The organism is Halomonas jincaotanensis, from assembly GCF_018448785.1.
Taxonomy (GTDB): domain Bacteria; phylum Pseudomonadota; class Gammaproteobacteria; order Pseudomonadales; family Halomonadaceae; genus Halomonas; species Halomonas jincaotanensis.
The window spans coordinates 26,374-51,506 of sequence record NZ_JAHCLU010000015.1 but is presented as its reverse complement, the minus strand read 5'-3'; the positions used below and the strand labels follow the sequence as shown (position 1 = coordinate 51,506).

The window sequence follows — 25,133 nt, the reverse complement described above, 5'->3', positions numbered from 1 at the left end:
TAGCCGAAGGTCGTTTTCAAGACACTGCCCTTTCCCGGCCAGGCAAAGAATGTTCTCGCTCGCCGGTGTCACGGCAGCGCGAGACCCTCAACACAACAACCGCCAAACCTCCGATAACAAGAGTCGAGAACCTCCGATGAAACGAGATGATGCCCCCCTCCTGACCGCCGGGCAGGACAATACCAAGATGCTGGGGATGGATTTCCACAATCCCGTCTTCCCCATCTCCACGGTGGCCATCCTGGCCTTCGTTCTCTACGCCCTGGTCTATCCCGATGCTGCCAATTCCCACCTGACGGCAGCGCGTGGCTGGTCCATCGAGCATTTCGACTGGCTGTTCATGATCGCCGGCAACCTCTTCGTGCTGCTCTGCCTGGTGCTGATCATGCTGCCGCTGGGGAAGATCCGCCTGGGTGGTGATCAGGCTCGACCCGAGCACTCCACCGCCTCCTGGTTCGCCATGCTGTTCGCCGCAGGCATGGGCATCGGCCTGATGTTCTGGAGCGTGGCGGAACCGGTGGCCTACTACACCGACTGGTACGGCACGCCCCTCGATGTATCGGCCCACACCCCCGAGGGTGCCAGAGCGGCCATGGCGGCGACTATGTTCCACTGGGGCCTGCATCCCTGGGCCATCTACGCCCTGGTGGGACTGTCGCTTGCGTTCTTCGCCTACAATCGCGGCCTGCCTCTGAGCCTGCGTTCGGCCTTCACGCCCATCCTGGGCAGACATGCGCGCGGATGGCCCGGCCATGTCGTCGACATCGTCGCGGTACTGGCGACCATCTTCGGGCTGGCCACCTCGCTGGGCTTCGGGGCGTCCCAAGCGGCCGGGGGCCTCAACTACCTGTTCGATGTCCCTAACACTATCGGCACCCAGATCGCCATCATCATCCTTGTCACCGTGGCTGCCCTCTTCTCCGTCTGGCGGGGTATCGAGGGGGGAGTGAAGCTCTTCTCCAACATCAACATGGTGTTCGCCATCGCCCTGCTCGCCTTCGTGGTCGTTACCGGTTCCACCCTGCTGTTCCTCAACGGTCTCTGGACCACCACCCTGGCCTACGCCAGCCATATCGTGCCGCTCTCCAACTGGATCGGCCGCGAGGACACCACCTGGTACCACGGCTGGACGGTGTTCTACTGGGCCTGGTGGATCTCCTGGTCGCCCTTCGTCGGCATGTTCATCGCCCGGGTCTCCCGCGGGCGTACCGTACGCGAGTTCCTGCTCGCCGTGCTGGTGGTACCAACCCTGGTCACCATCGCCTGGATGAGCGCCTTCGGCGGCACCGCCCTGCAGCAGTCCGTCACTGGCGTCGGGGAACTGGCCAATGGCATCAGCGACGTATCGCTGGCGATGTTTCAGATGCTCGAACAGCTGCCGTTCGCCACCCTGACCTCGAGCCTGGCGATCCTTCTGGTACTGATCTTCTTCATCACCTCCTCGGACTCCGGTTCGCTGGTGATCGACAACATCACCGCCGGCGGCAAGAACGATGCGCCGCGTGGTCAGCGGGTCTTCTGGGCCTGCCTCGAGGGGGTAATCGCCGGCATCCTGCTCTATGGTGGCGGCAGCACGGCCCTGGGAGCCCTCCAGGCGGGTGCCGTGGCCACCGGCCTGCCCTTCACCCTGATCCTTCTGGTGATGGCCTATAGCCTGGTGAAAGGGTTGGTGGAGGAGCATCGCGAGATGAGCATCAAGGCAACGAACGCAGCATAAGGCGCTTTCCCGCAAAACAGGAACCCCGGCCAATGGCCGGGGTTCCTGTTTGGGCAGTGAGCTCGGAGTCAGCGCAGCACGCCCTCCTCCTCGAGGAGCTTGTAGACCGCCTCGGCACCCTGCTCGGGAGTGACGTTGCTCAGCACCTGGCCACCGCCTCCCTCCGCCTTGGCGGCAGCCGCCTTGAAGCGTTCCCGTGCCGATGTCGCCTTGATGATCTTCAGACGCTTGGGGCGCCTGCGGGCCGGCGAGAACGTCCACTCGGTCAGCTCCTCGTCGATGATGGCGACTTCCTGGAGGGAATCCAGCGCTCCTCGCTGCGCCGGGCCGAAGGCGCTCTGACGAGCGGCAGGGGCTGCTGCGTCCACGCTGAGGATAGCCGGCAGGCGCACCGTCAGGCGGCGACGCTGGCCCCGGGGCAGCGCCTGCAGCAGCGTCGCCACACCCTTGTCGATGGACTCCACCTCGACCACGCCATTGACCAGCGGCCAGCCCAGACGCTCGGCCAGCGCATAGGGCACCAAGCCCGAGCCTTCACCGCACTCGGCACGACTGCCGGTCACCACCAGCTGCGGTGGGGCCATGGCCAGCACATCGGCCAGGGCGGGAATCACATCGGCTCCCGCCGGCTGTTCCACGAGGGTCAACGCTTCAAGGCCCATGCCCAGATACCCCCGCAGGGCGGCATCATTGTCGGCATCGTGGTGACCGGCATGCAGCACACGCACCTGGAGCCGGTCGAGGTTCCTGCTCAGGCCGAGTGCCAGCTCGAGGCCACGGGCATCGTGGTCGGCTCGCCGAGCTCGGCCGGTCAGAGGATGGCGGCCGACCGAGAGCAGCACCGCCACCTCGAAGGGTCGTGAATCAGGCTGCATCGCGAGATTCTCCTCTGTTTGCCTGCGATCGACGGCTCTCCACCAGGTCGACCAAGGCGGCCAGTACCTCGCTCGCATCGGCTATCACCGCCAGGTCTGCCCGCTTGACCATGTCACAGCCAGGATCGCTGTTGATGGCAACTACCTTCTCGCAGCTCTGGATGCCCTGGAGATGCTGTATGGCACCGCTGATGCCCACCGCCACATAGACCCGAGCGGTAACCCAGGTGCCGGTGGCGCCCACCTGGCGATCGCGCGGCATGAAACCATTGTCTACCGCTACTCGAGAGGCACCTTCCGTGGCCCTCAGGCACCTGGCGGCGTGATGGAAGCCATCCCAGTCGCTGACGCCGTTACCGGCGGAGAGAATGAACTCGGCCTCTCCCAGGGAGACACTTCCGGGATCCACGGCGACCTGGCCGAGATCCTCGATACGCGCCAGGTTCGCAGGTAGCTCGATGTTCAGGGCGAGCTCCTCTGCCGCATGCAGGGTCTCGCTGACCGGCTCGGCGCACTCTGCCAGCACCAGCGCCACGCGCGGCAGCGGCCGCTGGATATCCAGGCTGCCGGCAGCGCCGCGTGCGGTACAGCGCCAGCCCAGCATGCAGGTCTCATCGGCCTCGACCTGCCATACGCCGGTAGCGGCCCTTTCGTCCAGGCGCACGGCCAGGCGCCGACCGAGATCGGCGCCCCCCAGGGGTGAGTCGGGCAGCAGCCAGTGGCGTGGAGATAATTCACGTTCAGCCGCCGCGAGCGCCGCGATCCGCGCTTGCGGTGCGAAGCCGTCGTATTCGTCACTTGTCAGGTGAAGGAGGCGGTCAATACCCGCCTCGCCCAGTGCCCGCTCCTTCGGCTCGCCCTCCCCCTCGCCCTTGTAGCTGCCGAAGAACACGGCCAACACGGCACCGGGCCGCTCAGGATCGGCATCGGCCAGCTGCCGAGCCAGACCCAGCAGGTCACGGTCATGATGCGAGAGTCGCCCGCCACTCATTTCCGGAACCACTGCGATGAGGAAAGCCGGCGAAGCGATCTCGACGCGTCGGCGACTCTCCTGGCGCCCTCTCGCGGCAGCGCTTGGGGCGCCTCCTTGCTGTAGGCCGCTGCGGTCGATGCGCCTGAGCCCGTTGGGGCCGATAAAACCGGCGGCATGGGGATTCTTGCGCATCACGCCATGGGGGCCCATCCACTCGATAGCAGCGGCGGATCCCTGTCCCAGCTCGGCCAGCACCCGGTCGTGGTCGGGGTGCAGGCGGTTACGGGCGATCCACTCCCTGCGCGGATCGCGACGCGGTATTTCGGTCATCACGTCACCGGTCATGACGTCACCTCCTCGAAAGCCGGTTGATTGCGACGCTTGCCCCCGCCCGGATCACTCTCGAGCACCAAGGCATCTGCCGCCAGTTCGGCGATATCGCGCACCTCGGCTGGGGTATCCACGACGCCTTCCAGCATGGCGGTACACTGCGGGCAGCCCACCGCCACCAGCTCAGCGCCGGTTTCCCTGACATCGTTCATGCGCATGTCGGGAATCCGTTGCTTGCCGGGGATGTCGGTGATCGGCGCGCCGCCGCCACCCCCGCAGCAGCGGGAACGAAATCCCGAGCGCCCCATCTCGGCCACATCGATGCCCAGCGCCTTGAGCACATTGCGCGGGGCCTCGTATTCGCCGTTGTAGCGACCGAGGTAGCAGGGATCATGGTAGGTGACCTTGCCGCCCTTCCAGGACGCGAAGGTGAGCCTGCCGGCGGCATGCAGCTCGGCGATATAGGTGGAGTGATGAGATACGGGGTAGTGACCACCAAGCTCTGGATACTCGTTGCCCAGCACATGGAAGCTGTGAGGATCACAGGTGACGATACGCAGGAAGTGATACTTGGCCAGGGTGGCGATATTGCGCCGGGCCAGCGACTGGAAGGTCGCCTCGTCGCCCAGCCGTCGTGCCACATCGCCGCTGTCGCGTTCCTCGTTGCCGAGTACCGCGAAGTCGACGCCGGCGGCGCGCAGTACCTTCACCAGTGCGCGCAGGGTGCGCTGGTTGCGCATGTCGAAGGCACCATCACCCAGCCACAGCAGCACGTCGGCCTGCTTGACGTCCGCCATCAGCGGCAGGTTGAGGTCCGCCGCCCAGTGCAGCCGCGAGCCGGGATCGAAGCCGCCGGGATTGTCGGTGGCGATCAGGTTGTCGAGCACCTCGGCGCCCTTGTTGGGCGTATTGCCGTGTTCAAGGGTCAAAAAGCGGCGCATGTCGACGATGGCATCCACGTGCTCGATCATCATCGGGCACTCCTCGACACAGGCGCGGCAGGTAGTGCAGGACCACAGCGTTTCGGCATCGACCAGCGCCGTCCCTTCCCTGGCCACGATCGGTCCGTGCGGGTCGCCGGCGTGCTCACCCACCGGCTTGCCCGGATAGGGGCTGCCGGCATAGGCGGCATCGCTGCCCCCGGCCATGCCAACGACCATGTCCTGAATCAGCTTCTTGGGGTTGAGCGGCTGGCCGGCGGCGAAGGCCGGGCATACCGCCTCGCAGCGTCCGCACTGCACGCAGGCATCGAAGCCGAGCAGTTGGTTCCAGGTGAAGTCGCTGGGCGTATCCACGCCCAAGGGGGCCTCGGGGTCGTCCAAGTTCAGCGCCTTGAGCCCGGTGGAGCGTCCCTCCCCTCCCGCCTTGGTGGAGAAGCGCTCCGGACGGCGATGGAAGGCCAGGTGCAGGGCGCCGGCGAAGGCGTGCTTCATGGGCCCGCCCCAGGTCATCCCGACGACCATCTCGCCCAGGCCCCAGGCCACCACCGCGGCCAGCACCAGCGCCAGCAGCCAGTGGCCGGCATCCGTCGGCAGAATACCAAGGGTGGGCAGGGTGATCAGGAAGACGCCCAGCGAGAAGGCCATAAGGCTTTTCGGCAGGCGCATCCAGGGCCCCTTGGAGAGTCGGGCCGGCGGGTTGAGGCGGCGCCGGGCAACGAAGAGGCTGCCGGCGAACATCACCGCACTTGCCGCGAGCAGCAGGCCGCCCAGGAATGGATTGGCAAGGCCCAGGCCGTGCACCAGTATCATAAGGATCGCGGCCGCCACGAAGCCCCCGGCCGTGGCCACATGGGTGTTGGACATCACCTTGTCGCGACCAACGACATGGTGCAGGTCCACCAGATAGCGGCGCGGCATGGCCGCCAGGCCCTTGAGCAGGTCGACCCGGGAGGGCCGTCCCTGGCGCCAAAGGCGGATACGGCGCACGGCGCCGACCACCGCCAGCGCGAGGGCGGCGAAGATCAGAATCGGCAGCAGGGTCTCGAGCATGGTGCTCTCCTCGATGAGGAGCCGTAAGCCTTACGCTGTAAGCGGTAAGTTACCTCCCCCGCTTACAGCTTCCGGCTTACAGCTTACGGCTAGGGGTTAGAAATCCTTGCAGAGCCGCAAGGCATCGTAGATCGCCGCATGGGTGTTGCGGGGCGCATTGCAGTCACCCAGCCGGAACAGCAGGAAGCCATCTCCTGCCTTGCTCAGGCAGGGCTGCGGCTCGATCGCATAGAGCGCCTCGAGGTCGATCTGGCCGCGGTTGCGTGACTGCTCCTTGAGGGCATAGTAGAGCGCCTCGTCGGGCCTGACACCATTTTCCACCACCACCTGGTCCACCACCCGCTCCTCCTGGGTACCGGTGTACTCATTCTCGAGCACCGCCACCAGGCCTGAACCCTCTCGGTAGACCCTGTGCAGCATCAGGTCGGAGGTCATGATCACCTCCTTGTCGTAGAGGCTGCGATAGAAGGTGGGGAAGGTGGTGCCCCCCACGGCGGCGCCAGGCTTGATGTCGTCGGTTACGATCTCGACCCTGGCGCCCTTCTCGGCGAGATAATCCGCCGTCGAGAGACCGGAGAACTCGCAGATGGCGTCATAGATCAGCACATTGCTGCCCGGCGCCACGCTGCCCGAGAGGATGTCCCAGGTGCTTACCACCAGGCTCTCCTCGGGGTTTTCCGAGTAGCCCCACTCGGGATGCTGGGTCATGAAGGGCTGGCCGCCCGTGGCCAGCACCACGATGTCCGGCCTCAGGTCCTTGATGGTTGCCTCGTCGGCGCGGGTACCCAGGCGCAGGTCGACCTTGAGACGCGCGAGCTCCAGCTGGAACCAGCGAGTGATGCCGGCGATCTGGTCGCGCTGGGGTGCCCGTGCCGCGATGGTGATCTGGCCACCAAGCTGCTCCGCCGCCTCGAACAGGGTCACCTCGTGGCCACGCTCGGCCGCCACCCGGGCCGCTTCCATGCCACCGGGGCCACCGCCGACCACCACGACCTTGCGCTTGGGCCCTTCGCTCTTCTCGATGATGTGCGGCAGTCCCATGTACTCCCGTGACGTCGCGGCATTCTGGATGCAGAGCACATCGAGGCCCTGATACTGGCGGTCGATGCAGTAGTTGGCGCCGACACACTGCTTGATCTGATCGATCTGTCCCATCTTGATCTTGGCAATGAGGTGCGGGTCGGCGATGTGGGCACGCGTCATGCCCACCAGATCCACATAGCCCCCCTCCAGGATCCGGTTTGCCTGGTTGGGATCCTTGATGTTCTGGGCATGGATCACCGGTACCTTGACCACCTCCTTGATGCCCGCTGCCAGGTGCAGGAAGGGCTCCGGCGGATAGGCCATGTTGGGGATCACGTTGGCCAGGGTGTTGTGGGTGTCGCAGCCAGAGCCGATCACACCGAAGAAATCCACCTGGCCGGTGGCATCGTAATAGGCAGCGATCTGCTTCATGTCCTCGTGGCTGAGGCCATCGGGGTGAAACTCGTCCCCGCAGATGCGCATGCCAACCACGAAATCGTCGCCCACCTCGGCGCGCACCGCCTTGAGCACTTCCATGCCGAACTTCATGCGACCCTCGAAGCTGCCGCCCCACTGGTCCTCGCGCTTGTTGACCCGCGGGCTCCAGAACTGATCGATCAGGTGCTGGTGCACGGCGGAGAGCTCGACACCATCGAGCCCCCCCTCCTTGGCCCGTCGCGCCGCCTGGGCGTAATCGCCGATGATGCGCCAGATCTCCTCCTCCTCGATGGTCTTGCAGGTGGAGCGGTGAACCGGCTCGCGGATGCCCGACGGCGACACCAGGCTCGGCCAGTCGAAGCCATCCCAGCGCGAACGACGGCCCATGTGGGTGATCTGGATCATGATCCTGCCGCCATGCCGGTGCACGGCATCGGCGAGATTCTGGAAGTGCGGGATGATGCGGTCGGTGGAGAGGTTTACCGAGCTCCACCAGCCATGGGGGCTGTCGATGGACACCACCGATGAGCCGCCGCAAATGCACAGGCCACAGCCACCCTTGGCCTTCTCCTCGTAGTACTTGACGTAGCGGTCGGTGGTCATGCCGCCATCGGTGGCATGCACTTCGGCATGGGCGGTACTGACCACCCGATTACGGATGGTGAGCTTGCCGATCTGGATCGGCTGGAAGATTGCATCGAATGCCATGGTAACTGTCCCCTCAACCCTGCTGTCGCGTGTCGAACCGCGGCTTGACCTCGAAATACCCGACCTCACACCCCGCCTCGGCACCACTCTGGGTCTGCTCGGCGACAGTGCGCAGGTTACTGCCACGGGTCGCCAGGATCTGGTCCATGGCACCGGAGAACCAGCCGGTGAACATGTACTCGATCTTGCGATCCACCTTGCCCAACTGGTAGACGAAGGCGCTGTGCTCCAGGCGCACCCGGGCGGTGCCTTCCTCCAGGTCGATCGCCTCGGTGATGAACCTGCCCCAGCCGCGCTGGGAGAGCCGCAACATGTAGTGCTCGAACACGGCGACCCCCTCGAGGCCGTGGAGTTCGGCCTCCTTCTCGCACCAGTGCCAGGCGCTCTTGTAGCCGGCATGGTAGAGAATCTCGGCGTACTTCTCGGCGCCCAGTGCCTCCTCCACCGCCATGTGGTTGTTGATGAAGAAGTGTCGCGGCACGTAGAGCATGGGCAGGGCATCGGTGGTCCAGATGCCGGTTTCGCTATCCACTTCGATGGGCAGTTCGGGAGCCATCTTGGTCACGGTCGAATTCCTCTGAAATCGTTGTTCTTGGGGCGTGTAATTCGCGAATGAGTCCGGGCCGTCATGAGTGCAGCGGGAACAAGGCGCGAAGAAGAGAGAAAGCGGAGTGGACTGGTGTCCATGAGCATTTCGAACGACCTCGCGACGCAGTAACCGCAAGCGCAATAGGCCCCATGTTCGGTTAAGAACTCCACACCTCTTTTAAAATCCGTACCCAGTTCTCGCCCATGATCTTCCTCACCTGGGGCTCGCTGAAGCCGTGCCTGAGCAGCGCCTCGGTGAGATTGGGGAACTCGCCGACCGTACGGATACCCTCGGGATTGATGATCTTGCCGAAGTCGGTAAGACGGCGTGCATAGCCCTTGTCGTGGGTCAGCCACTCGAAGAAATCCTGGCCATGACCCTGGGTGAAATCGGTACCGATACCGATGGCGTCCTCGCCGACGATATTCATCACGTAACCGATGGCCTCGACGTAGTCGTCGATGGTGGCGTCGGTACCGGCACGCAGGAAGGGAGTGAACATGGTCACACCGACGAAGCCGCCGTGGTCGGCGATGAACCTGAGCTCCTCGTCGGACTTGTTGCGTGGATGCTCCTTGAGACCCGAGGGCAGGCAGTGGGAGTAGCAGACGGGTTTTGTGGAAGCGAGAATCACCTCCTCGGAGGTCCGGGAGCCGACATGGGAGAGATCGCACATGATGCCTACCCGGTTCATCTCGGCGACGATCTCGCGCCCGAAGCCGGAGAGCCCGCCGTCCCGCTCGTAGCAGCCGGTCCCCACCAGATTCTGGGTGTTGTAGCAGAGCTGCACGATGCCTACGCCGAGCTGCTTGAAGATCTCCACGTAGCCGATCTGGTCCTCGAAGGCGTGGGCATTCTGGAAGCCGAAGATGATGCCGGTCTTGCCCTCTTCCTTGGCGCGGCTGATGTCGGCGGTGGTACGGACGGGGCGTACCAGGTCGTTGCATTCGGCCATCAGTGCGCTGGACTTGACGATGTTGTCGACGGTGGCCTGGAAGCCCTCCCACACCGAGACGGTGCAGTTGGCCGCCGTGAGGCCGCCGCGCTGCATGTCCTCAAGCAGCTCACGGTTCCATTTGGCGATGATCAGGCCATCGATGACGATGGCATCGTCATGCAGCTCACGTGGGGTCATGGGGGAGGCTCCGGGGTTGTCGTGGACTTGCCGGCAGCATATCCCCGGCCACCCCCCTTACGACGCTTGGAAGCGACGGCGAGAATTCCAAAAACGTCATAGCGGTTCGCGAACCCGGCGAGCCCGGAAACCGCTACATACAGATACGCCGACAGGCGTTCGGTGGCTGAAGGCTCCAGCCATTCGAAGCTTGCCGTGCGAGGTCGGGGGGAGCAGCACCCGACACCCGGTTCATGTTCTCCTCACCGCTTGATCCGCACGCTGGCGTAGGTGGGTTCGCCCCGCGCCTGGTCGAGGGCGGCCTTGGCACTGGAAACAGGCCCCTGCGCGAGCGGCTCGAAGGCGGCAGACTTCAACAGAGCAGCCGCATCCTGGGTGGCAGGGATCGGCGAGAGATCCAGAGTGCCGCGTTCGTCACGGGGCGGCATGCCGAAGAACTCGCGGTAGCACTTGGAAAAATGCGGCGTGGAGACGAAGCCGCAGGCAGAGGCCACATCGATGATGGAGAAGGAGGTCTGCTTGAGCAGCTGACGGGCGCGGGTCAAACGCAGCTTGAGGTAGTAGCGCGACGGCGCGCAGTTCAGGTACTTCTGGAACAACCGCTCGAGCTGACGACGCGACAGGTCGACATAGTCGGCCAGTTCGTCGAGACCGATGGGCTCCTCGAGATTGGCCTCCATCAGGGCGACGATCTCCAGCAGCTTGGGCTGGGTGGTGCCCAGGACATGCTTGAGCGGCACTCGCTGATGGTCGTTCTCGCCGCGCACCCGATCGCAGATGAACATCTCCGAGATGCCGGCGGCAAGCCCGCGCCCATGGTGGCGGCCGATCAGGGTGAGCATCATGTCTAGCGGTGCGGTGCCACCGGAGGAGGAGGCGCGGTCGCGGTCGATGGAGAACAGCCGGGGCGTCAGAATCACCCGCGGGTAGGCTTCCTGCATGGCCGCCAGACACTCCCAGTGGACGCTCGCCTCGTAGCCATCCAGCAGGCCCGCCTTGGCCAGCGCCCAGCTGCCGGTACAGATGGCCCCCAGGTGTCGCGAGAGGCGGGCCTGGGACTGCAGCCAGGCGATGTGCTCGCGCTGCACGCTGCGGCTCGGACCGACCCCACCGCAGACGATGACCATGTCGAGACTCAATGGCACCGAGACGGCAACATCGGGAGCGACCTGCAGGCCGTCGCTGGCCTTGACCGGCAGGCCATCGATGCTCAGGGTATACCAGCGGTAGAGTTCACGCCCGGCCAGCTGGTTGGCCATGCGCAGCGGCTCGATGGCCGTGGCCAGGGAAATGAGGGTGAAATTGTCGAGCAGGAGGAACCCGAGGGTCCGAGTCCTCTCGGGAGTGGTGGCATGGGAATCTAATTTCATCGCTCTCCCCCAAGACCCCGAGGTCTCTCGAGGTCGGTATCACGGAGGCCAACATTATTGTCATTATAAGCAGCAAAGCTGTTCTTGGCCGAGTCACGAGGGGAGGTCTTCGCCTCCCTCCCACTCCCCGAGTTTAGCCGGAAACCGCAGCCATCGCCCATTCCCATGAGCACTAAGAATAATTCGGACTACTCCCTGATGATGCCGACTGCTGCGATGATCGACGCATCGACTTCTCGATCACGCAGCGTGCCCGGGGAGCACGGGGAGTGGCCGAGCAACCACTATGGTCTCACTAGGGTTCTGGGTCTGCCTCCATTGCTGCATAGGCCACCATCTCCACCAGCATCTCCTCCCTGGCGAAGCCGGATACGATGATCGCGGCACGATTGGGATAAGGCGCGCTGACGTACTCGGTATAGAGGCGATTGACGACGGCCAGGTCCTCGCGGCGGGTTACGTAGATCAGCACCTGGGTCAGGCTTGCCATGCCACCCCCGGCACAGGCCAGGGTATGGCGCAGGTTATCGAGGGTCTGGCGAGCCTGGGCCTCGATACCCCCCTCGACGACCGCGCCATCGGCACCGATGGGGATCTGGGCGGTGAAGAGGATGCCGTTACCTATCACAGCCCACTCCAGCGTGGCCTTGGCGGCATAGAGGTCGGTAGCAACTGGATGGATCATGGAGACGTCTCGTGTAGTTGGAAGGATCAATCGTTGTCATTGACGCCGGCACCGGCGCCGCCTCTTGAAGCGTCACTGGATTCCACCAGGATGCGATGGGCCAGCGTCTTGAGGCGCGCCCAGATGGCATCATCAACCACGATGCCCTCCTTGAGGGCCAGCTCTCGGCAGGCCAGGAGTTCCGACTCGGGATGATGGGCCAGCAGGTCGAGGTCGTGATCGGGGTCCAGCGACGGCAGCAGTTCCACGTGGTTGGCCATCACCAGGGTGATGCCATCGTTGGGCTCGTTCTCCTCGGGTACATCGCGAACCGAGTAGACGCGCACCTCAGGCGTGGTGTGCCCGGCACGAAATCCCACCACCTGTTCGGTGAGGGGTACCTGGGCATTGCGCCAGAAGGCAGTGATGTTCATGCCACGCCCCGCCAGCCGCGAGAGGTAGCCCATGATCAGCTGGCGATTGTGGCAACGGCGAATCTTGACCACCGAGAGACCGCGGGCCCGTGCCTTGGCGAAACCGAGCTCGGTGGCCAGGCTAATGCTGCGCAGCACGCTGAGGCCCTGGCCGTCGAGTACCGCCAGGTCGCCGTCCTGATAGATGACCCGTGTCAGCGCCTCGGGATCTTCGGCGAGCAGATAGTCCAGACCCCGGTTGAGCTGCTCGACGCCGTGCAGGCCATGACACTGCATCCAGGCGACCATGTCGGCCGCATCGGCTGCATCGCCCTCCTCGAAGCCGATCCCGCTGAACGCCTTGCGGCACAGACCCTGAAGTTCGTTGTAGGAAACCTTCATTCGATTACCCCTCCCGAGCACCCGTGGAATGGCGTTGACTCCCCTCCTGGGCGGGCTCGAGGGGAAAGCTCCAGTCGTCGAAAGCGGCGAGATCCTCCGGCTCGGCGTTGAGTTCCTCGACCAGCGGCGCCCCCTGAAAGAGGGTGATCCGTACCCAGCGATCCGACTTGGGATCGAAACGGCTCGCCCCGAAGAAGGAGAGCTTGGTGCGCAGCAGGTGCATCGGCTTCATGTCACGATGCCAGAGGTTGGCGTGGATATCGCCATAGGGCGCCTTGACCAGCGTCTGGATGCGTCGCACGACTTCGCTTGTGGCGAGGATGCTCGAGCAGGAAGTCGACCACCGTGGCCCGCGGGTGGGCCTCGAGAAAGGCGCAGACTTGCTGGTGGGTGCGCGCGACCCGCGGACCGATCGCCAGGGGCATCTCCTTCTCGGCACCGGGTTCTTCGTGGCGAACCCCGAGCCGCGGCTCCTCCTTCTCGGCGGAGCGATACCAGAACCAGTAGGAACCCTCGCGGCTCGCGTAGTCATGCGCCAGGGCCCAGCCATAGTGGGTCTCGATCAGCTGGCGGAGCCTGATCAACGGCATGTCAGGCTCGAGGTCGAGGTTCTCCTCGACCTCCATCCGATCTTCCAGGGCATCCACCTGATCCGGATAGAGCTCGATCAACAGCGTATTGATCAACTCCTGGGCTTCCAGCGGCAGGGCCCGGGCACTCCACTCGACCAGCTGGTGCCAGAGGTCGGGCTCCAGCGGCACGGAGGAAAGCCAGGTCAACACATCGGGCAGTGCGGCCACCGTGGCGGCATTGCGCTCGGACTGCTCGGCGTCCTCGGTGACCGTCTCTTCAAAGTGCGTTAGGGCGCGTCGCGTCAACGCGATCAGACGGACACGATCGGCCTCCTCGGGCACCTGGCGCAGGGCCAGCGTCAGTGCCGTCTCTCTCTGGGCGATCCACTGAGCGATCAGCTGGGGATGATTGATCAGGAAGGGTGCCATGCCCAGTCCCGTAGAGTTGCCGATGCCCAGATAGCGGCGCAGCTCGGTGGCAAGCGGGCAAGCGGTCGAGGGCGAACGACAGGCCGCCAGGTGCTCCACCTGCTCGATGGAAAAATGCCGTAGCAGGTAGACACCCGCCATCTGCGCCGAGAAGGGCCCCCGGAAATCGGGGTTGTCCAGCAGGCGGGCGAAATCCGCGATGCCGAACTTGCCGTTCCCGTAGACCGCCGTGGTCCGATAGAGATAGCCGACCCGGGTCAGCCAGGCGGGATCGGGCTGCTCGCCTCGCGACAGGGCCTCGACGAAATGGGCGAAGTTACGCAGGCTCTTGTTGGCCCGCGACAGGACCAGCACTCTGGGATGCTGGCGTCCCGCTTCCTGCAGCGGCACATTGGCCGCCATCTGCGCCAATAGGCTGTCGTCGACGTCGCCCTCTACCATTCCGAAGGTCACATCCCAGGCCTCGGCGATGACGCGGTCGGAGCGGCGTGCATCATCCAGCGGTTGGGCGAACATCACGCCATGGTAGCGACCATGGGGCGTCTGCAGGCGATAGATGGCCGTCCCGTTGCCGTTGGCATCCAGATCGAAGCGCTCGCGGCTGATCTGCCACCGCTGGCGGGCCATCTGGCGGACCAGGCTTCGCACGAAGCTCAGACGGGTGGCATGCAGACTGCCGAGCCGCTCAAGTTGCATTACCTCATCGGCGGGACGCAGACCCAATGGCGCCGCCGCAAGGCTTTCAGTATCAGTCATTGACGATCACCTTGGAACGAGTGGTGAGCCCCTGCTGACGGGCCATGGCATACGCCGCCTGGGGACCGGTCCACAGCGATGGCAGCAGTACCAGCGAGACAGGAATTGCGGTAATGACGATGAACTGCTGCAACACACCAATCTGCCCCGAGCCCATATAGAGCAGGATGGCGGCCATCAACGACATGGCCACCCCCCAGAAGATACGCACGCCGGTGTGTGGCTCGTCGTGCCCGGTGCAGACCACGGCGATGGCGTAGCTCATCGAATCACCGGTGGTGGCGACGAAAATGGTGGTCAGCAGCAGGATGGCCAGGGCCATCAGCGTGCCGCCCGGTAGTGCCTGGGCCACCGTGAGCGTCGCCACGTCAATCTGGAAGTTGTTGAGCGCCTCGGTCAGGTCGATGGCTCCGGCCATCTGGAAGTGAATTCCCGAGCCCCCCAGCAAGGTGAACCAGACCGTCGTCGCGATGGGCGCCATGACCGCCACGGCGAGGATCATCTGGCGAATGGTGCGGCCGCGCGAGATACGCGCCACGAAAATCGCCATCAGCGGCCCATAGCCGATGAACCAGGCGAAGAAGAATACCGTCCACCACTGCATCCACCAGGCGGGGGCGGTTTCCGAGGTCATGGTGGCCATCGTCAGGAAAGAGCTCACGTACTCGCCGAAGCCCTGCAGGTAGGCGTTGGTCAGGAACAGCGTGGGACCAAACAGGAAGATGATGGCGGCAATGGCCAGTGCCAGGAAGACATTGAACCGGCTGAGCAGCTGGATGCCCCGGTGGATGCCGGTGGCAGCCGAGGTGACATAGACCGCACCGAGCACCACCAGGATCACCAACTGGGTGACGTAACCCTCGGCAATGCCAAGTAGCTCGTGCATACCAAAGCTGACCTGTGTGGCCAGAAAGCCGATCGGCCCAACGGTACCCGCCACCACGGCGATGACGCAGCAGGCATCGACCACGCCACCGATCCAACCTCGCAACAAGCGTTCGCCGAACACCGGATAAAGCAGTGTGCGAGGCTGCAGCGGCATGCCCTTGTCGTAATGCCAATGGGCCAGCACCACGGCGGTCAGCGAGCCCAGCACCGCCCAGGCCAAAAACCCCCAGTGCATGAACGACTGCGCCAGTGCACCCGCCACCGCTTCCACAGTACCCGCCTCGGTGTCGAAGGCCGGTGGCGTGACGACGAAGTGATAGACCGGCTCGCCGGCAGCGAAGAAGACGCCACCACCGGCCAGCAGGGTACAAAGGATGATCGATAGCCACTTGAAGGTACTCAGCTCGGGCGTATCGAGACCGCCGACCTTGGCACTGGCCGCCGGCGAGATTGCGAGCCCCATGGCAATGAAGAAGGTCAACAGCAACAGCAGCTGAAAGTAGGAGCCGAGTATGGCGGCGGTCCAGGCGAAGCCACTACCGATGGCAGCGGCCACGCCCTCCACGTCGATGATCGACAGCACGACGAAGAGCACGACGAAGCCGATACTGAGCCCAGGACAATGGGATCGCCGAAGCGATTTGCGTGGCCGGAGGTCGGCCTTTCCGATGAATGGTTGTCAGGCGTACTCATGATGTTTTCCTTGTTATGGGATGAACCGTCAGGTCGGGAAGGTCAAGCCGCGGCAGGGGTAGCGGCGCGCTGGAGCAATGCCACCCAGTTACGACCCATGATCCGCTCGACCTCATCGTCGGCGAAACCTCGCTGACGCAGCCCTTCGATCAGGTTGGGAAAGTCGCGGCTGTCGCGCAGCCAGGCCAGCGGACGCGGCCAGCCGGCATTACTGGCGCTGCCCTCGCCGTAGTCCATCTCCTTGGACCAGCGGCCGTTGCGCATCCACTCGAGTACCGAGACGGGCTGGTCCTGGCAGAGGTCGGTCCCGATGCCCACATGCTCGATCCCCATGAGGTCCACGGTGCGGGCGATCATGTCGCAGTAGGATTTCAGGGTGCAGTCCGGTCCATCCTTGAGGTGGAAGGGATAGGCCGAGAAACCCAGCAGGCCGTCGCACTCGGCGATCGCGGCGAGCACGCGGTTGGACTTGTTGCGCTTGGCCGGGTGGAAGAACTCGGGATTGGCATGAGAGATGATCACCGGACGCTCGGAGAGTTCGATGGCTTCCAGGGTGGAACGCTCGGCGCTGTGTGACATGTCGATGATCATGCCGACGCGGTTCATCTCGCGGATCACCTGGCGGCCGAAACGGGTGATGCCGCTATCCTCGCTCTCGTAACAGCCACAGGCCAGCAGGCTCTGGTTGTTGTAGGTCAATTGCATGATCAGCAGGCCCAGGCGGCGCATCACCGCCACCATGTCGATGTCGTCCTCGATCGGCGAGCAGTTCTGGGCCCCAAGGAAGATGCCCACCTTGCCGGCGGCACGCGCCCGCTCAATATCACCCGGCTCCCGCACCGGCATGATCAGATCATGATGCTGCTCGAAGCGGCGGTTCCACTCGCCGAGCCTGGAGAGCGTCTCGCGGGTCGTCTCGTGATAGACCAGGGTGGCATGCACGGCGTCCACGCCCCCCTCGCGCATCTGCTGGAAGATGTCGCGGGACCAGTTCGAGTATTGCAGGCCGTCGATAGTCAGCATTTTCTTGGACACGGAGCGCTCCTCAGGCCTAGGCTCAGCCGGCCTTGACATAACAGGTCTTGACCACAGTGTAGAATTCCCGGGCGTACCGGCCCTGCTCGCGGGGGCCGAAACTCGAGTCCTTGCGACCCCCGAACGGCACGTGGTAATCGGTACCGGCGGTGGCCAGGTTGATCATGACGCAGCCTGTCTCGGCACGAGCCTTGAACTCGCTGGCGAGTTTCAGGGAGCCTGTGATGATGCCGGCAGTAAGGCCAAAATTGGTGTCGTTCAGGGTCTCGATGGCCTCTTCGGCATTCGCGACCTTGATGACGCAAGCAATCGGGCCGAACACTTCCTCGCGGTTGATCGCCATGTCGTTGGTGGTCTCGGTAAACAGCGTCGGCGCCATGTAATAGCCCTGGGTGTCTCGCTCGAGAGGCTCGCCACCGAAGACCAGCCGGGCACCCTGCTCCTTGGCCCGCTCGATCCAGGCCAGGTTGGACGCCAACTGGCGGGCATCCGCGACCGGACCTATCTGCACCCCCTCGGCCAATGCATGCCCCACCGTCGCCCGCCCCAGCCGGGCGACGAGCTTATCGACGAAGGCATCGTGTACCGCCGCGGTGACGATCAACCGCGAGGACGCCGTGCACTTCTGTCCGGTACCTGAGTAGGCACCGGCAAAAGCCGCTTCCACGGCCAGATCGAGGTCGGCATCATCGGCCACGATCAGCGCGTTCTTGGAACCCATCTCCAACTGGCACTTGACCAGGTTGCCGGTGGTGGCGGCCGCCACGCGCCGTCCCACGTCCAATGAGCCGGTGAAACTCAGGGCTTGGATATCGGGGCTGGAGATCAGGGCATCACCGACACTGCCGCCGGGCCCCATTACGAGGTTGAAGGTACCCGCGGGCAGTGCCTGGCGGCTGATGATCTCGGTCAATGCCCAGGCGCTGGCCGGCACAAGGTTGGCCGGCTTGAAGATCACTGCATTACCGAAGGCCAGTGCCGGCGCGATCTTCCACACGGCGGTGGCCATGGGGAAGTTCCAGGGACTGATGACGCCTACCACGCCGACCGGATCGCGACGCGTCTCGACCTCGACACCGGGGCGCACGGAATCCACGCGCTCATCGATCTGGCGCAACACCTCGGCGGCGTAGTAGTGGAAGAACTGCGCGGAGCGATAGACCTCCCCCACGCCCTCGGCCAACGGCTTGCCCTCCTCGCGCGACAGCAGCCGCCCCAACTCATCCTTGCGCGCGGCAAGTTCGTCGCCGATGGTCATCAGCACGCCGTAGCGCTGCTCCAGGCCGGTCTTCGCCCACTCACGCTGACCACGCCGCGCCGCGGCGATCGCCTCACTCACCTGGGCGACGCCGGCCTGGGCGTAGTGACCAATCAGGTCGCCGGTGTCCGAGGGGCTGTGGTTGGCGATGGTAGACTCGCCATCTTGCCATTGGCCATCGATAAAGAGGGGATAGGTATGCGACATGGAATCTCTCCTGGATTGCGTTGACATCATCCTAGGAAAGCCACGAAGATAAGGATAATCAATAAATTCGATAAAATGATCAGGATATCTTACCGTGCAACCCGAGTTGAAGCTGCAGCAGCTCCGCTGCATGCTGGCGATTCTCGACCAGGGTGGCTTCCATGCCGCCGCCAGGCACCTACATCGCAGCCAGCCGGCGATTTCCATGGCGGTCCGCGACCTCGAGGAACGCCTCGGACAGCCACTCTTCGAGAAGGGCAATGGCAAGGCAGCGCTGACGCCATTCGGGCAATGGTGCCTGCCGCGCTTTCATGAACTGGTGGCCCACCACGACCGGGTAAGCCGCGATGCCCTGGCCATGACCTGCCACCAGGCAGGCCGAGTTGATATCGCCACGGTACCCTCGGTGGCCAGCCGACTGATGCCTGCCATTCTGGCAAGCTTCGTGGTCGATTACCCGGGGATCGAGATCAGCCTGCAGGACGGTCACTCCGAGCTAGTGGCCCAGATGGTGTTGACGGGAGAGGTGGAACTGGGGATTACCAGCCTCTGGCAGCCCCAGGAGGCGCTGTCGTCCACCCCGCTGCTGCATGATGAAATCGGCGTGGTGTGTCGGGATGATCATCCGCTGGCCGGACTTGATCGACTGCACTGGCGTGAGCTGGCGGGATATTCCCTGATCCGCAACGGCACCTCGCGTCTGCTCGTCGGCTCACCGGCCGCTGAACTGCTGGAGCACAGTTCGCTGTTCATCTCCAACATGATCTCGCTGACCGCGATGCTCGAGGCTGGTATCGGCATCACCACTTTGCCCCGCCTCGCGTTCCAGGAGGAACATGAGCGGTTGTGTTTCGTGCCTCTGGCCGAGCCCCTTCTGGTGCGCCGGATCGGCCTGTTGTGCCGAACAGGCGTCAGCCTCTCACCGGCGGCGGCCGCCATGCGCCGCCATGTGATGGCACATTTGGGCGGGTCCGTTGCATGATCGTGAAGAAACGGTGCGCGACACCTCATCCTGCGAGATGACTTGTACGTTGACTGCCCTCGCAATGGTGCCCCGCTCTCGTGACCCAAGGGGACTCGACCTCGAGCGAACTAGCGGGCATGGTAGGCACTATCGTTCACTACCAACCAAACCAAGGGAGGTTGCGCCAATGCCGCACCGTCTTACTCAAGGTCTATACATGATGGGACTATTATCGATGTTGGTGTTGTCTCCCAACGCTTTCAGCCAGCAATCGCCAGGGACGGCCCCCGACGCCGATATCACGACAGAGTCTTTCCAGGACTGGGAGGTCCGATGCCAGCAAAATGCCGAGGGCCCGACCCCCTGTGCGATGGCGCAATTGATCACCCAACCCGGCGGTGACCAACCCTTGATGCAGGTGATCCTCGACTATCCACCCCAGATCGATGGCCCGGCGATGACCTTCTTCGTGCCGCTGGGCGTGCGTCTGGCCCCTGGCTTGCAGCTGAGTGTCGATGGCGGTGAGCCGGTCCAGTTCCCTTATCAGGTCTGCCAGGAACAAGGGTGCCGCGCCGACCTCCCAGTCGAACCCTCGCTGCTGCAGCAACTTCGCAGCGGCAGTACGGCGACCCTGAGCCTGATCGGGCCACGCGGAGACCGCATGGACCTGGATATCTCGCTGATCGGCTTTACCGACGCCGACACCCGCATCGCCCCCTGATAATTTAACCCTCACCAGTGAAAGACGCGAAAGCCTCGGTGTCAGACCGGGGCTTTCTTGCAGTCGTTGCTCCGAGACCTTGGAAAAAAGCGCTTAACGAACGCGCAAAGCCACGCGCCAGGTGACGTTGGCCGCCGCGACGCATGTCTACGAGGAGGTCGCGGGACCACTTGGTGATGATCGGGCCATCGATGACGATGGCATCGTTGTGCAGATCACGGGAGGTGATCGGGTAGCTCCGGCTTGGGTGACTTGTCGACAGCATAGCGCCTCCCTGCCGACGCCCGGATACGACGGATGAAATGTCAAAAACATCGTAACCGTCGCCGAGCTGGAAACCTCAGAAATTCTCCAGATAACCCGCTCCACCGAGGTTGTTCATCTGCTGGCGAATCCAGGCGCTACGCTGTTCGACATGGGCACTGGGCCGGGCGGCATCCCAATCCCTGGGGTTAGGCAGAATGGCAGCCAGGCGGCTGGCCTGGGCAGCGCTGAGCTGGCTCGCCGAGACGCCAAAATAGTGCTGGGAGGCGGCCTCAAGGCCGAAAACGCCGTTATCCCATTCGACGATGTTGAGATAGACCTCGAGGATGCGCTGCTTCGGCCATAGCGCCTCAATCAGCAGGGTGAACCAAGCCTCTATCCCCTTTCTCACCCAGTGACGCCCAGTCCATAGGAAGAGGTTCTTGGCGGTCTGCTGGCTGATGGTGCTGGCGCCACGCAAACGCCTGCCATTGCGGCTGGCTTCCAGGGCCTGGCGAATCGCCGCAACGTCGAAGCCATGATGATCGGGAAAGCGCTGGTCCTCAGCGGCGATCACGGCGAGCTTGGCATGGTCCGAGAGCGCCTCCCAGTCGCGCCATTGGTGTTCGATAGCCAGCGGTTCTCGAGCTACCCAAGAGGCTACCTTGCGCTCGACCATGACCATCGAGCCGAACACCGGTACCACCCGGAACAACAGTACCAGGAGGAGCGAGAGCGCCACGAAACCGATTGCCACCAGGGCAAGGGCACGCAGGAATCCGCGCAGCGAAGGGCGGAGTCGGAGCAACGACATGCAAGGTCCTTTGTAAAAGGGAACGGTGCGAAACGAGCCAGACCCTGGCTCGAGAAATGTCGTCGACAGTATAACAAGGCCTCGTCCCGAACACGGCACAGGCCCTCAACGTGGTGATGAGAGCAGGGTTAAAGTTGTCGAGCAGCAGGAAGCCCGGAGTCTGGGGGGCCGGTGGAGACTGGCCCGACAAGAGAAAGACCCAGGAGGGAGGAAAAGAGATAGGGATGAGAAAGAGGTTGCCTTGGAACCCACCGGGAGATGATCCCGGCGGGCAGATGCATCAGCGCTTTTGCAGCCGCTTGGCATGGTAGCGGAGGTGTTCTTCGATGAAGGTGGCGATGAAGAAATAGCTGTGATCGTAGCCCGGCTGACGACGCAAGGTCAGGGGATGATCGTGCTTGGCGCATACTGCTTCGAGTCGCTCGGGCATGAGCTGTTCATTCAGGAAATTGTCGGCATCGCCCTGGTCGATGAAAAGCGCCTGACTCGAGGCGCCTCTGGCCACCAGTTCACAAGTGTCGTACTGGGTCCAACTGCCCCGATCCTCGCCAAGATAGGCCGAGAACGCCTTCTGTCCCCAAGGGCTTTCGGACGGATTGACGACCGGCGAGAACGCCGATACTGAGCGATAATGCCCGGGACGCCGCAAGGCCATGACCAATGCCCCATGGCCGCCCATGGAGTGACCGCTGATGGATTCCCGGCCATTGACGGGAAAGTGCTGGCGCACCACCGAGGGCAGTTCCTCGGCCACGTAGTCATACATGCGGTAGTGCTTCTTCCAGGGCGCCCGGGTGGCATTGACGTAGAAGCCAGCACCGCTGCCGAAGTCGTAGTCGTCGTGCTCGCCCGGCAGGTCAGTGCCCCGTGGGCTGGTGTCCGGACAGACAATAGCGATACCGAGCTCGGCCGCGACACGATGCGCTCCCGCCTTCTGCATGAAGTTCTCGTCGGTGCAGGTCAGCCCGGAAAGCCACCACAGCAATGGCACGCGTTCGCCCTCGGCCTGCGGAGGCAGGTAAATGGAGAAGATCATCTCGCAGTCAAGCGCCCGGGAGCGGTGCCGATAGCGCCGGTGCCAGCCACCGAAGCTGCGGTTCTCCGACACCAGCTCGAGGTGTTCGGTCATGGTCATCAATGTTTCTCCTGAAAGCCGGAGAGCCCCGGCCGCACTTTTTTACACGGATACACCAGCAAATCATCGCCGGGCGCTCAAATGTTGACCCCTTCGCGCGTCACGCAGTTTCGGGCGTGAGAAAAAAGCGGCGCGTATCATCTTTCGCGCGGCTTCGAGCGCGTATTAATTAATAGTGGAGGACGGTGCGGATGCTCTCGCCCCGGTGCAGCAACTCGAAGGCCTCGTTGATCTGGTCGAAGGGCATGTCATGGGTGATGAAGTCGTCGATGTTGATCTCGCCGTTCATGTAGCGCTCCACGTAGCCCGGCAACTCGGTACGGCCCTTCACCCCGCCGAAGGCAGAGCCCTTCCAGACACGCCCGGTGACCAGTTGGAAGGGCCGTGTGGCGATCTCCTCGCCGGCCCCGGCCACGCCAATGATGATCGACTCGCCCCAGCCCTTGTGACAACACTCAAGGGCCGAGCGCATGACGTTGACATTACCGATGCACTCGAAGGAGTAGTCGACGCCACCATCGGTGAGATCGACGATCACCTGCTGAATGGGGTCGCTGTAGTCCTTAGGATTGACGAAATCGGTGGCGCCGAACTGTTCGGCCAGCGTGAATTTCTCCGGGTTGACGTCGATGGCAATGATGCGGCTCGCCTTGGCCATCACTGCGCCCTGGATCACCGCCAGGCCGATAGCGCCGAGGCCAAAGACGGCGACGGTCGCGCCTGGTTCGACCTTGGCGGTGTTCATCACCGCCCCGATCCCGGTGGTCACGCCACAGCCCAGCAGGCAGATCTTGTCCATGGGCGCCTCCTTGGAGACCACGGCCAAGGAGACCTCGGGCAGCACGGTATATTCGCTGAAGGTGGAGGTGCCCATATAGTGGTGCAGCATCTTGCCCTCGAGCGAGAAGCGCGAGGTACCATCCGGCATCACGCCCTTGCCTTGGGTGGCGCGCACCGCACCGCACAGGTTGGTCTTGCCCGAAAGGCAGAACTTGCACTGGCCGCATTCGGCGGTATAGAGCGGAATCACGTGATCGCCGGGATTCACACTGGTGACCCCCTCGCCCACTTCCTGCACGACGCCTGCGCCCTCGTGGCCCAGCACCGCCGGGAAGTTGCCTTCGGGGTCGGCACCCGAAAGCGTATAGGCGTCGGTATGGCAGACGCTGGTGGCGGCCATGCGCACCAGCACCTCCCCAGTCTTGGGACCCTCGACATCGATCTCGACCAATTCCAAAGGCTTGCCGGCTTCCAGGGCAACGGCGGCGCGTGACTTCATGAACGTCTCCTCGTATTGGGTTCGGCAGCCTGACTAACGGGGTATTCGAATCGTTGCCCATAGCATATCAGCTGACAACGAGGATGCTCATCCCCCGGCGTCACGCGCTCAACACTCGATGGTGTTGACCGCCAGGCCCCCGCGGGAGGTTTCCTTGTACTTCTCCTGCATGTCGGCCCCGGTATCGCGCATGGTGCGGATCACCTTGTCCAGCGAGATGAAGTGCTCGCCGTCGCCGCGCAGCGCCATCTGCGCGGCGTTGATCGCCTTCACCGAGGCGATGGCGTTGCGCTCGATGCAGGGCACCTGCACCAGCCCGCCCACCGGGTCGCAAGTCAGCCCCAGGTTGTGCTCCAGTCCGATCTCGGCGGCGTTTTCCACCTGGCCGACACTGCCGCCCATCAGCTCGGCGAGGCCGGCGGCGGCCATGGCGCAGGCCGAGCCGACCTCACCCTGGCAGCCCACCTCGGCGCCGGAGATGGAGGCGTTCTTCTTGCACAGGATGCCCACGGCACCGGCGGTAAGCAGGTAGTCCACCACGTCGCGATCGCTGGCGCCCTGGCGGAACTGCATGTAGTAGTGCAGCACCGCGGGGATGATGCCCGCCGCGCCGTTGGTGGGGGCGGTGACCATGCGCCCGCCGGCGGCGTTCTCCTCGTTGACCGCCAGGGCATAGAGGTTGACCCAGTCCATGGCCGACATCGTCGAGGCGATCAGCGAGTGGTCGTCCTTGCTGGCCAGCATGCGCTGGTACAGGGACTTGGCACGGCGGCGGACGTTGAGCCCGCCAGGCAGCACGCCCTCGGCCTCCATGCCCTTCTTGACGCAGTCCTGCATGGCCGCCCAGATCGCCAGCAGGCCCTGTCGGATCTCGGCTTCACTGCGCCACGTCTTCTCGTTCTCCAGCATCAGCTCGCTGATACGCAGTCCACTCTCCCGGCACATACGCATCAGGTCGTTGCCGGTCTGGAAATCGTAGGGCAGCTCGGTGGTATTGGTGTCGAGCTCACCCCCTTCGGCCTGGGCCTCGTTGATCACGAAGCCGCCGCCCACCGAGTAATAGGTGTTTCGGTAGAGCTCATCGGTGTCCCCATGGGCGATCAGGCGCATGGCGTTGGGATGATGCGGTAGGCTCTCCTCGTGCAACTGCATGTCACGCGCCCAGAGGAAGGGGATCGCTTGGTCACCATTGAGCAGCAGCGAATCGGAAGCGCGCAGGGCCTCGATGGCGGGTGCGATGACCGCCGGGTCAATGCGGTCCGGCCGCTCGCCCATCAATCCCATGATCACCGCATGGTCGGTGCCATGACCGATGCCGGTGGCCGACAGCGAACCAAACAACTCAACCTGAAGGCGTGACACCTGGGCCAGGAGATCGCGCTCACACAGTTCGTCGACAAATTCGTAGGCGGCACGCATGGGGCCTACGGTATGCGAGCTCGAAGGACCCACACCGATCTTGAACAGATCAAACACACTGATGGACATCTTGCTGGCTCCCGGGCGATCAC

20 protein-coding genes and 1 pseudogene are annotated in these 25,133 nt (G+C 63.8%); 3 read left to right on the top strand and 18 right to left on the bottom strand.

The annotated features are described in order from the left end of the window. Positions 1-136 precede the first annotated feature (136 nt). On the top strand, positions 137-1,717 hold the full coding sequence (locus KG088_RS14015; RefSeq protein ID WP_213826342.1) for a BCCT family transporter: 1,581 nt from the start codon (positions 137-139) through the stop codon (positions 1,715-1,717). Positions 1,718-1,785: 68 nt separating this feature from the next. On the opposite strand, the gene etfB is transcribed toward KG088_RS14015, so the two are convergent. The 14 genes and pseudogenes from etfB to KG088_RS13950 all read right to left on the bottom strand — a co-directional run bounded on the left by etfB (position 1,786) and on the right by KG088_RS13950 (position 18,466). Further along, entirely contained in the window at positions 1,786-2,592 is an 807-nt protein-coding gene (etfB, locus tag KG088_RS14010; RefSeq protein ID WP_213826341.1) for an electron transfer flavoprotein subunit beta, read from the bottom strand. Further along, a complete protein-coding gene (gene etfA / locus KG088_RS14005) occupies positions 2,582-3,895 on the bottom strand; it encodes an electron transfer flavoprotein subunit alpha (protein ID WP_213826431.1) in 1,314 nt (437 codons plus the stop codon). Before etfA ends, etfB begins: the two co-directional genes overlap by 11 nt. 11 nt (positions 3,896-3,906) lie before the next feature. Further along, positions 3,907-5,886, bottom strand: a complete 1,980-nt coding sequence (locus tag KG088_RS14000; protein WP_213826339.1) for a (Fe-S)-binding protein — start codon at positions 5,884-5,886, stop codon at positions 3,907-3,909. Positions 5,887-5,982: 96 nt separating this feature from the next. After that, entirely contained in the window at positions 5,983-8,055 is a 2,073-nt protein-coding gene (dgcA, locus tag KG088_RS13995; protein WP_213826338.1) for a dimethylglycine demethylation protein DgcA, read from the bottom strand. Positions 8,056-8,068: 13 nt separating this feature from the next. Continuing rightward, on the bottom strand, positions 8,069-8,620 hold the full coding sequence (locus KG088_RS13990) for a DUF5943 domain-containing protein (protein WP_213826336.1): 552 nt from the start codon (positions 8,618-8,620) through the stop codon (positions 8,069-8,071). Between the two features lie 181 nt (positions 8,621-8,801). Next, on the bottom strand, positions 8,802-9,779 hold the full coding sequence (locus KG088_RS13985) for a dipeptidase (RefSeq protein WP_213826334.1): 978 nt from the start codon (positions 9,777-9,779) through the stop codon (positions 8,802-8,804). A 242-nt stretch (positions 9,780-10,021) separates the two neighbouring features. Further along, the gene (gene gbdR / locus KG088_RS13980; protein ID WP_213826332.1) at positions 10,022-11,149 is read right to left on the bottom strand and encodes a choline metabolism transcriptional regulator GbdR; all 1,128 of its coding nucleotides are present in this window, start codon (positions 11,147-11,149) and stop codon (positions 10,022-10,024) included. 295 nt (positions 11,150-11,444) lie between these two features. After that, positions 11,445-11,834: a RidA family protein gene (locus tag KG088_RS13975; RefSeq protein WP_213826330.1), complete on the bottom strand. Its 390-nt coding sequence runs from the start codon at positions 11,832-11,834 to the stop codon at positions 11,445-11,447. A gap of 26 nt (positions 11,835-11,860) precedes the next feature. Next, positions 11,861-12,628, bottom strand: coding sequence for an Ldh family oxidoreductase (locus tag KG088_RS13970; protein WP_213826328.1), 768 nt, complete (start codon positions 12,626-12,628; stop codon positions 11,861-11,863). Positions 12,629-12,632: 4 nt separating this feature from the next. After that, positions 12,633-12,929 (bottom strand): hypothetical protein, encoded by a 297-nt coding sequence (locus tag KG088_RS19630; protein ID WP_250148271.1) that lies wholly within the window; start codon positions 12,927-12,929, stop codon positions 12,633-12,635. Continuing rightward, positions 12,862-14,385: a hypothetical protein gene (locus KG088_RS13965; protein WP_250148270.1), complete on the bottom strand. Its 1,524-nt coding sequence runs from the start codon at positions 14,383-14,385 to the stop codon at positions 12,862-12,864. Before KG088_RS13965 ends, KG088_RS19630 begins: the two co-directional genes overlap by 68 nt. After that, positions 14,378-15,966, bottom strand: a pseudogene (locus KG088_RS13960) (BCCT family transporter). Before KG088_RS13960 ends, KG088_RS13965 begins: the two are co-directional and overlap by 8 nt. 42 nt (positions 15,967-16,008) lie before the next feature. Then, positions 16,009-17,001 (bottom strand): dipeptidase, encoded by a 993-nt coding sequence (locus KG088_RS13955; RefSeq protein ID WP_213826326.1) that lies wholly within the window; start codon positions 16,999-17,001, stop codon positions 16,009-16,011. A gap of 22 nt (positions 17,002-17,023) precedes the next feature. Then, positions 17,024-18,466: an aldehyde dehydrogenase family protein gene (locus KG088_RS13950; protein WP_213826324.1), complete on the bottom strand. Its 1,443-nt coding sequence runs from the start codon at positions 18,464-18,466 to the stop codon at positions 17,024-17,026. A gap of 94 nt (positions 18,467-18,560) precedes the next feature. Here KG088_RS13950 and KG088_RS13945 point away from each other — a divergent pair, with 94 nt between their 5' ends. Together KG088_RS13945 and KG088_RS13940 are read left to right on the top strand one after the other, a co-directional pair. Beyond that, the gene (locus tag KG088_RS13945) at positions 18,561-19,448 is read left to right on the top strand and encodes a LysR family transcriptional regulator (protein WP_213826322.1); all 888 of its coding nucleotides are present in this window, start codon (positions 18,561-18,563) and stop codon (positions 19,446-19,448) included. 217 nt (positions 19,449-19,665) lie between these two features. Continuing rightward, positions 19,666-20,151, top strand: coding sequence for an invasion associated locus B family protein (locus tag KG088_RS13940; RefSeq protein WP_250148268.1), 486 nt, complete (start codon positions 19,666-19,668; stop codon positions 20,149-20,151). Between the two features lie 340 nt (positions 20,152-20,491). Here KG088_RS13940 and mtgA read toward each other — a convergent pair whose 3' ends face one another. The 4 genes from mtgA to KG088_RS13920 form a co-directional block, all read right to left on the bottom strand. Further along, positions 20,492-21,208, bottom strand: coding sequence for a monofunctional biosynthetic peptidoglycan transglycosylase (gene mtgA, locus KG088_RS13935; protein ID WP_213826318.1), 717 nt, complete (start codon positions 21,206-21,208; stop codon positions 20,492-20,494). A gap of 280 nt (positions 21,209-21,488) precedes the next feature. Next, the gene (gene fghA, locus KG088_RS13930; RefSeq protein ID WP_213826316.1) at positions 21,489-22,343 is read right to left on the bottom strand and encodes an S-formylglutathione hydrolase; all 855 of its coding nucleotides are present in this window, start codon (positions 22,341-22,343) and stop codon (positions 21,489-21,491) included. A 169-nt stretch (positions 22,344-22,512) separates the two neighbouring features. Further along, positions 22,513-23,622 (bottom strand): S-(hydroxymethyl)glutathione dehydrogenase/class III alcohol dehydrogenase, encoded by a 1,110-nt coding sequence (locus KG088_RS13925; protein ID WP_213826314.1) that lies wholly within the window; start codon positions 23,620-23,622, stop codon positions 22,513-22,515. Positions 23,623-23,730: 108 nt separating this feature from the next. Next, complete coding sequence (locus tag KG088_RS13920) at positions 23,731-25,110, bottom strand: L-serine ammonia-lyase (protein ID WP_213826312.1); 1,380 nt, start codon at positions 25,108-25,110, stop codon at positions 23,731-23,733. Between the last annotated feature and the right edge of the window lie 23 nt (positions 25,111-25,133).

Bases quoted from the DNA above. Each gene is read 5' to 3' on its own strand.
- KG088_RS14015 (WP_213826342.1), top strand. From the start codon at position 137: ATGAAACGAGATGATGCCCCCCTCCTGACCGCCGGGCAGGACAATACC.
- etfB (WP_213826341.1), bottom strand. From the start codon at position 2,592: ATGCAGCCTGATTCACGACCCTTCGAGGTGGCGGTGCTGCTCTCGGTC.
- etfA (WP_213826431.1), bottom strand. From the start codon at position 3,895: ATGACCGAAATACCGCGTCGCGATCCGCGCAGGGAGTGGATCGCCCGT.
- KG088_RS14000 (WP_213826339.1), bottom strand. From the start codon at position 5,886: ATGCTCGAGACCCTGCTGCCGATTCTGATCTTCGCCGCCCTCGCGCTG.
- dgcA (WP_213826338.1), bottom strand. From the start codon at position 8,055: ATGGCATTCGATGCAATCTTCCAGCCGATCCAGATCGGCAAGCTCACC.
- KG088_RS13985 (WP_213826334.1), bottom strand. From the start codon at position 9,779: ATGACCCCACGTGAGCTGCATGACGATGCCATCGTCATCGATGGCCTG.
- gbdR (WP_213826332.1), bottom strand. From the start codon at position 11,149: ATGAAATTAGATTCCCATGCCACCACTCCCGAGAGGACTCGGACCCTC.
- KG088_RS13975 (WP_213826330.1), bottom strand. From the start codon at position 11,834: ATGATCCATCCAGTTGCTACCGACCTCTATGCCGCCAAGGCCACGCTG.
- KG088_RS13970 (WP_213826328.1), bottom strand. From the start codon at position 12,628: ATGAAGGTTTCCTACAACGAACTTCAGGGTCTGTGCCGCAAGGCGTTC.
- KG088_RS13965 (WP_250148270.1), bottom strand. From the start codon at position 14,385: ATGACTGATACTGAAAGCCTTGCGGCGGCGCCATTGGGTCTGCGTCCC.
- KG088_RS13950 (WP_213826324.1), bottom strand. From the start codon at position 18,466: ATGTCGCATACCTATCCCCTCTTTATCGATGGCCAATGGCAAGATGGC.
- KG088_RS13940 (WP_250148268.1), top strand. From the start codon at position 19,666: ATGTTGGTGTTGTCTCCCAACGCTTTCAGCCAGCAATCGCCAGGGACG.
- mtgA (WP_213826318.1), bottom strand. From the start codon at position 21,208: ATGTCGTTGCTCCGACTCCGCCCTTCGCTGCGCGGATTCCTGCGTGCC.
- fghA (WP_213826316.1), bottom strand. From the start codon at position 22,343: ATGACCATGACCGAACACCTCGAGCTGGTGTCGGAGAACCGCAGCTTC.
- KG088_RS13925 (WP_213826314.1), bottom strand. From the start codon at position 23,622: ATGAAGTCACGCGCCGCCGTTGCCCTGGAAGCCGGCAAGCCTTTGGAA.
- KG088_RS13920 (WP_213826312.1), bottom strand. From the start codon at position 25,110: ATGTCCATCAGTGTGTTTGATCTGTTCAAGATCGGTGTGGGTCCTTCG.